8 protein-coding genes and 1 pseudogene are annotated in these 4,945 nt (G+C 36.1%); 7 read left to right on the forward strand and 2 right to left on the reverse strand.

The genetic code is table 11. From position 1 onward, the window contains the following. Together ACFIKB_RS08860 and ACFIKB_RS08865 are read right to left on the reverse strand one after the other, a co-directional pair. Positions 1-587, reverse strand: a 587-nt coding sequence (locus tag ACFIKB_RS08860; protein ID WP_375653371.1) for a DUF1376 domain-containing protein, incomplete at its 3' end; no start/stop codon positions are given. Between the two features lie 124 nt (positions 588-711). Beyond that, positions 712-963 carry a helix-turn-helix transcriptional regulator gene (locus ACFIKB_RS08865; RefSeq protein WP_375653373.1) on the reverse strand — a complete coding sequence of 84 codons (252 nt, stop codon included), beginning with the start codon at positions 961-963 and terminating at the stop codon, positions 712-714. Positions 964-1,072: 109 nt separating this feature from the next. Here ACFIKB_RS08865 and ACFIKB_RS08870 point away from each other — a divergent pair, with 109 nt between their 5' ends. From ACFIKB_RS08870 to ACFIKB_RS08900, 7 genes and pseudogenes are all read left to right on the forward strand, one after another. Beyond that, positions 1,073-1,690 carry an XRE family transcriptional regulator gene (locus tag ACFIKB_RS08870; protein WP_004865405.1) on the forward strand — a complete coding sequence of 206 codons (618 nt, stop codon included), beginning with the start codon at positions 1,073-1,075 and terminating at the stop codon, positions 1,688-1,690. Positions 1,691-1,847: 157 nt separating this feature from the next. Continuing rightward, positions 1,848-2,222, forward strand: a complete 375-nt coding sequence (locus ACFIKB_RS08875) for a hypothetical protein (protein ID WP_375653374.1) — start codon at positions 1,848-1,850, stop codon at positions 2,220-2,222. Positions 2,223-2,288: 66 nt separating this feature from the next. Then, on the forward strand, positions 2,289-2,651 hold the full coding sequence (locus tag ACFIKB_RS08880; RefSeq protein ID WP_375644578.1) for an antA/AntB antirepressor family protein: 363 nt from the start codon (positions 2,289-2,291) through the stop codon (positions 2,649-2,651). 14 nt (positions 2,652-2,665) lie between these two features. Beyond that, positions 2,666-3,394, forward strand: a complete 729-nt coding sequence (locus ACFIKB_RS08885; RefSeq protein ID WP_375653381.1) for a Rha family transcriptional regulator — start codon at positions 2,666-2,668, stop codon at positions 3,392-3,394. A 12-nt stretch (positions 3,395-3,406) separates the two neighbouring features. Then, positions 3,407-3,814 (forward strand): hypothetical protein, encoded by a 408-nt coding sequence (locus ACFIKB_RS08890; RefSeq protein WP_375653376.1) that lies wholly within the window; start codon positions 3,407-3,409, stop codon positions 3,812-3,814. A gap of 122 nt (positions 3,815-3,936) precedes the next feature. Next, positions 3,937-4,806, forward strand: coding sequence for an ERF family protein (locus ACFIKB_RS08895; RefSeq protein WP_375653378.1), 870 nt, complete (start codon positions 3,937-3,939; stop codon positions 4,804-4,806). Between the two features lies 1 nt (position 4,807). Continuing rightward, positions 4,808-4,945 (forward strand): annotated as a pseudogene (locus ACFIKB_RS08900) (exonuclease); the annotation flags it as partial.

Here is a 4,945-nt window from a genome sequence, read left to right on the forward strand (position 1 = left end):
TTGGTTTGCTCTGATTGGCTTTCAACATCACACTCGATTGGCTCGTCAACCAAATCGATTGTTTCTAAATCTTCAAATTCAGTTTCTTTTTTTAATAAAACGTTAGTTTTATTTTTTTTATATATATTCTTATTCTGGTTCTTTATAGCTTGATTTTGCTTAGCGTTTGCTTCAGCAAAAAAAACGTTTTGCTTGTCATTTGCTTCAGCAAAATTATTAATATGTTGTTTTATATTGTTTTTTGCTTTTGCGCCTTTTTTACCAGCCTCACTACGAACTTGCGATATGTGCTCTTTTTTATCAGCAAAATCGTTCAGCTCTTCTTCAACGCGCGTATTCCACAATCCATTATCTGTCTTAACAAGTTTATTATTTCTCATGAGATATTCGACAATAGCTGCAAATTTTTTCTGCGAACAATGACAAACGCGTGCAAGCGTTTGAAAATCTGTTTTAAGTGGTTCTTTTTTTTCATACATGTAAACGAGAAGGGTTATATAACCCCCCCGTTGTTCAGATGTCATTCCATTTGTACCACTTATCCAGTCATACAAATGGAATCTTATCCATGGCATACCATTAGACATGCGCATCCCCTTCTTTCTTTAAATATAAATTAGTGATCATAATCCCCCCTTAAGGCTGTTGCGTATTTATGCGTGCGCATGGTGACGCGTAATCTATTAATTTGATCTCTTTATTTTTGCCTGTTTAAGAATGTGAATGGTGCTGTTGATGTTCATCATTATCTGTAGGAGCAGCAATATGAGCAGAACTAGAGCCAGAACATCCTTTCAGTTGTTGCAGCTTTAGATAATTTATTACGGAGATAGATCCTCTTTTTTCCCACTTGCAAACAGCTTCTTGAGTTACACCAAGCATTTTCGCCATTTCTGATTGTGTCCAATTAAATTTGCCCCGTATTGACTTAGCCAAATTCTTAAAATCTTCTCGTTGATCCATTTACAAGCTCCAATTACAGCTTTGTCTTATTTTATTCATATAATTATAGTTATATAAAGTCAAGGAAATTTATCTTTATCAACGATAAAAAAATAAGGTAAGCAGAAGTATGAGTAATAAATCTAATATCATAAGCACATTAAAAAAGATTTTGACCGAGTTTAACTTAACGCAAGAAGATGTAGCCAAACGGTTAAACGTAACACAAGCTTCAGTGTCTAAGTGGTTAAAAGATTCTGATCCACGCGGCTCTAATCGAGATGCCATTTTAGAATTATACAAAGAACTAAAAGGGGATAATCACTTAACAACTTTTGTTCCTCTTATGGGGTATATTGGAGCAGGAACACAGATAGATCCAAGCTTTGAACAAATCCCTGAAGATGGTCTTGAACAAGTAGAAATTCCTTTTGCTTTACCTGATGATATGGTTGCTTTTGAAGTTAAAGGAGACTCTATGCTTCCAGCTTATAAAGATGGAGATATGGTTATCGTAAGACGGCGCCAAATTAAAACAATAGAATCCTTTTTTGGCAAAGAAGCCGTTATTTTAACACATGATAATAAAAGATATATAAAGCAGATTAGCAGGGGCATGAATGGTGAAATAGATCTGCTTTCTTGGAATGCCTTACCCATTAAGAATGTTAAAATTGTGTGGGTTGGAGAGATATTTGCTATTTTGCCAATAAGTTCTTACAGCAAGATGATTCGGACTTATCGCTAATTATCCCCCCCTCTTATTTAGCAAGATATTATAATATTTTTTATAAAAAATATAACTTTTTATAATTTTTTGCTTGCTATTTTATAATTATAGTTATATAAATAATTATACAAACCGCAAATAAACAATCGCCAAGAGGCGTTAGGGAGGAAAAATTATGGATAAGCCAATTCTTATAAATTCCAATGAAATTTTATTAGTTGCCTACGATAAAGATCAACACATTGCAGAGTCTGGACCACTTGATGCAAGCCAAATTCTAAGCATTGTTGATGAGGTAGATGATGCAATCCAAATCTTTCGTATAAATCCCTCTGAGAAGAGTTGCCAAGATATCTCTGAAGAGATTGCAGACGCATATGTAGAAGCAAATATCGAACATCTCCATGAGGATAGTAAGGTTCATTACTTTGTACGTGAAAGTGATGCTTACCACGATCTTTTATCTGATTTAGCAAAAGAAAAATATAATGATGAGATTTACGGTACTTACGAACAACAACACCGTTTGCGTGCATGTGATGTGCTTTAAAAATTCTAAAGGGCGCTTTTAAAAGCGCCTCCCCTTTTCCCATCAATAATTGATTAGAGTAAACTTATGACCACACATGATACTCATATTCATAGTGAAGGATATCTCATACCTGAAAACGAGGTAGACAACAAAATTGGTTGTGTCCAAATGGTTAATGCCCATGTAATGCATAGGCACTTACATTTGAAACAAGATTTTTCCACTTGGTTTAACGATTGTGTTGAAAAGCTTGATCTAAAAGAAGGCGTGGATTTTGTTTTTACAAAACAAGAATGGAACAGACAGAAGATTTGTCCAAAATCTGAAATAGAAACAGATAAAACTGATAATCATTACTTAAAAATTCACGCAGCAAAGAAAATCGCTAAAGCAGAGCGCCATAGAAACTATGGCAGAATATTATACCAAAACTTATGTTTTTCTTAATTAAGGGGGTGATGATGCGAAACTTTATTACAATACCTGAAAACAATTTTCAAAACACAACAGTTCAAACGATGTCTAGTCGTGAAATTGCAGAGTTATGCGGTAAGCAACATGCGCATATTATGCGTGATATTCGGCAAATGTTAGGAGAATTATATCCTGAAGGGGGTCAATCCAAATTTGGATCCACCTATTTAGATAAACAGGGTAAACCCCAAAACTGTTACAACCTCCCTAAGCGTGAATGCCTTATCTTAGTTTCCGGTTACAGCATGACATTACGTGCTAGGATTATAGACCGTTGGCAAGAATTGGAAAAGCAAGCAGTAATACCACAAATCGACTATTCAAATCCAAAGGCTATGATTGGCTTTTTGAATTACCTACAAGGTCAAATAGATCAAAAAGACACCATCATTGAAGATTTAACACCAAAAGCCATGGCTCTTGAAAGCTTACAACGTCATGACGGACTCTTCGGTCTTACAGAAGCCGCTAAAATACTCGAGATGCAACCAAAACAGTTCATTCTCTTCTTACAGAAAAAAGGTTGGGTTTACAGACGAGCAGCAGGTGGAAATTTGCTTCCTTACCAAGACAAAATCCAAAAGAAACTTATGGATTGTCCAACCATCACACTTCAAACCGCAAGTGGAATAGAAAAAGTCATTCCTTGCGCAAAAATCACAGCAAAAGGAATTGGTGTGCTGTCTCAAGAGCTTAAAAGACAAAGCATGCATTAAGAGGAGGTTATTATGATAAAAAAGAAATACGAACTGACAGACGCAACAATCGAAGTTAATGGCAGAACTCTCCACCGCATTCGCGCCTTACGAGACTTTGGAAACGTCGAGAAAGGCGATTTAGGGGGTTTTATAGAGCATGAGGGCAATTTAAGTCACGAAGGGGATTGCTGGGTTGGTGATAATGCATGGGTTTATGAAGGTGTCCGTGTTTATGATGATGCACAAATTTCTGATAATGCTCATGTTTTTGGTAATGCAGAAGTTTACGAGGGTATACATTTTTATGGATATACAGAAGTTTACGGTGATGTACGTGTTTTTGGTAACTGCGATGCTATATACATTGTCAATGATGCAGGTGCTTATGGGCATGTTGATAATACTGACCTCATCTCAACTAGAGAACAAACCAGATGAGAAAATACGAACGACTAATCTTATAGTCTCTCTATAAACCGTTTCTAACCACACAAACAACTTTTTAAAACATGCGTGATTCACGCCACGGGAGAATTGCGCTCAAATAGGAGGAAATCAAGATGAGTGAACTAAGTACCACACAAACGGAATTAGTGGAAACAACGAACAATTGTGAAAACAAACCTACAGCTATGGAGCTTATTTTAGAAAGAGCTTTAGACAATGATGTTGATCTGGATCGTCTCAAGCGTCTTCTTGAATTGCGAGAACAAGAGATAAAACGACAAGAGCGCCAAAACTTTGTCCGTGATCTTTCGGCTATGCAAATGGAATACAAAGATATCGAACAAAACGCCATTAATAAACATACAAAAAGCAAATACGCTACGCTTGATCAGTACATTGATGCTGTAAAGGAAGGGCTTGCAACATACAACTTTGCTTTGTTTGTTCGTATTAAAAATCAAACAGAAAAAAACATTACCATAGAAATAACTCTGTCTCATCCTTCAGGCAATCAAATCTCAACAGAAGGAACATTTCCAATTGACAATGCAGGCTCTAAAAATAACATACAATCAGTTGGTTCCACAATTACCTACGCACGGAGATACCTGTTAGGCATGCTTCTTAATGTAGCAAGTAAAGAAGACGATACAGATGGTCAAACGCAAGCCAAAGAAGACGATACAAATAATCAAAAAGTTTCCTCTAAACAGATAAAGCAAATCGAAGAATTAATCGAACAAACAGAATCGGATAAAAATAAGCTTCTCTCTTATGCAAAAGTAGAAAAGCTAACAGATATGTCTTGTGAAACAGCAGACGACGTTTTGAAAATATTAGAAAGCAAGCCAAGAATTCAAAGAGAAGGCGCACTAGAATATCTCCCACCACAAGAGAAAACATACGTTCCTATACAAGATGCCGAATATATTCACGTCCAAGATATAGAATATGCACCACAAGAACAAAGAACGGCGATGTGAGATGGAACAAAGAACAGCAGAATGGTTCCAAGCACGCTTGGGTAAAGTCACCGCATCAAACATTTACAACATTATCAGTAAGACAGCAAAAGGATTGCCTACAAGCAAATATGAAGACTACAAAATCAAACTCATAACA

The organism is Bartonella sp. MR110HLJHH (assembly GCF_042194225.1).
GTDB lineage: Bacteria > Pseudomonadota > Alphaproteobacteria > Rhizobiales > Rhizobiaceae > Bartonella > Bartonella grahamii.

Bases quoted from the DNA above. Each gene is read 5' to 3' on its own strand.
- ACFIKB_RS08875 (WP_375653374.1), top strand. From the start codon at position 1,848: ATGGATAAGCCAATTCTTATAAATTCCAATGAAATTTTATTAGTTGCC.
- ACFIKB_RS08895 (WP_375653378.1), top strand. From the start codon at position 3,937: ATGAGTGAACTAAGTACCACACAAACGGAATTAGTGGAAACAACGAAC.
- ACFIKB_RS08885 (WP_375653381.1), top strand. From the start codon at position 2,666: ATGCGAAACTTTATTACAATACCTGAAAACAATTTTCAAAACACAACA.
- ACFIKB_RS08865 (WP_375653373.1), bottom strand. From the start codon at position 963: ATGGATCAACGAGAAGATTTTAAGAATTTGGCTAAGTCAATACGGGGC.
- ACFIKB_RS08880 (WP_375644578.1), top strand. From the start codon at position 2,289: ATGACCACACATGATACTCATATTCATAGTGAAGGATATCTCATACCT.
- ACFIKB_RS08870 (WP_004865405.1), top strand. From the start codon at position 1,073: ATGAGTAATAAATCTAATATCATAAGCACATTAAAAAAGATTTTGACC.
- ACFIKB_RS08890 (WP_375653376.1), top strand. From the start codon at position 3,407: ATGATAAAAAAGAAATACGAACTGACAGACGCAACAATCGAAGTTAAT.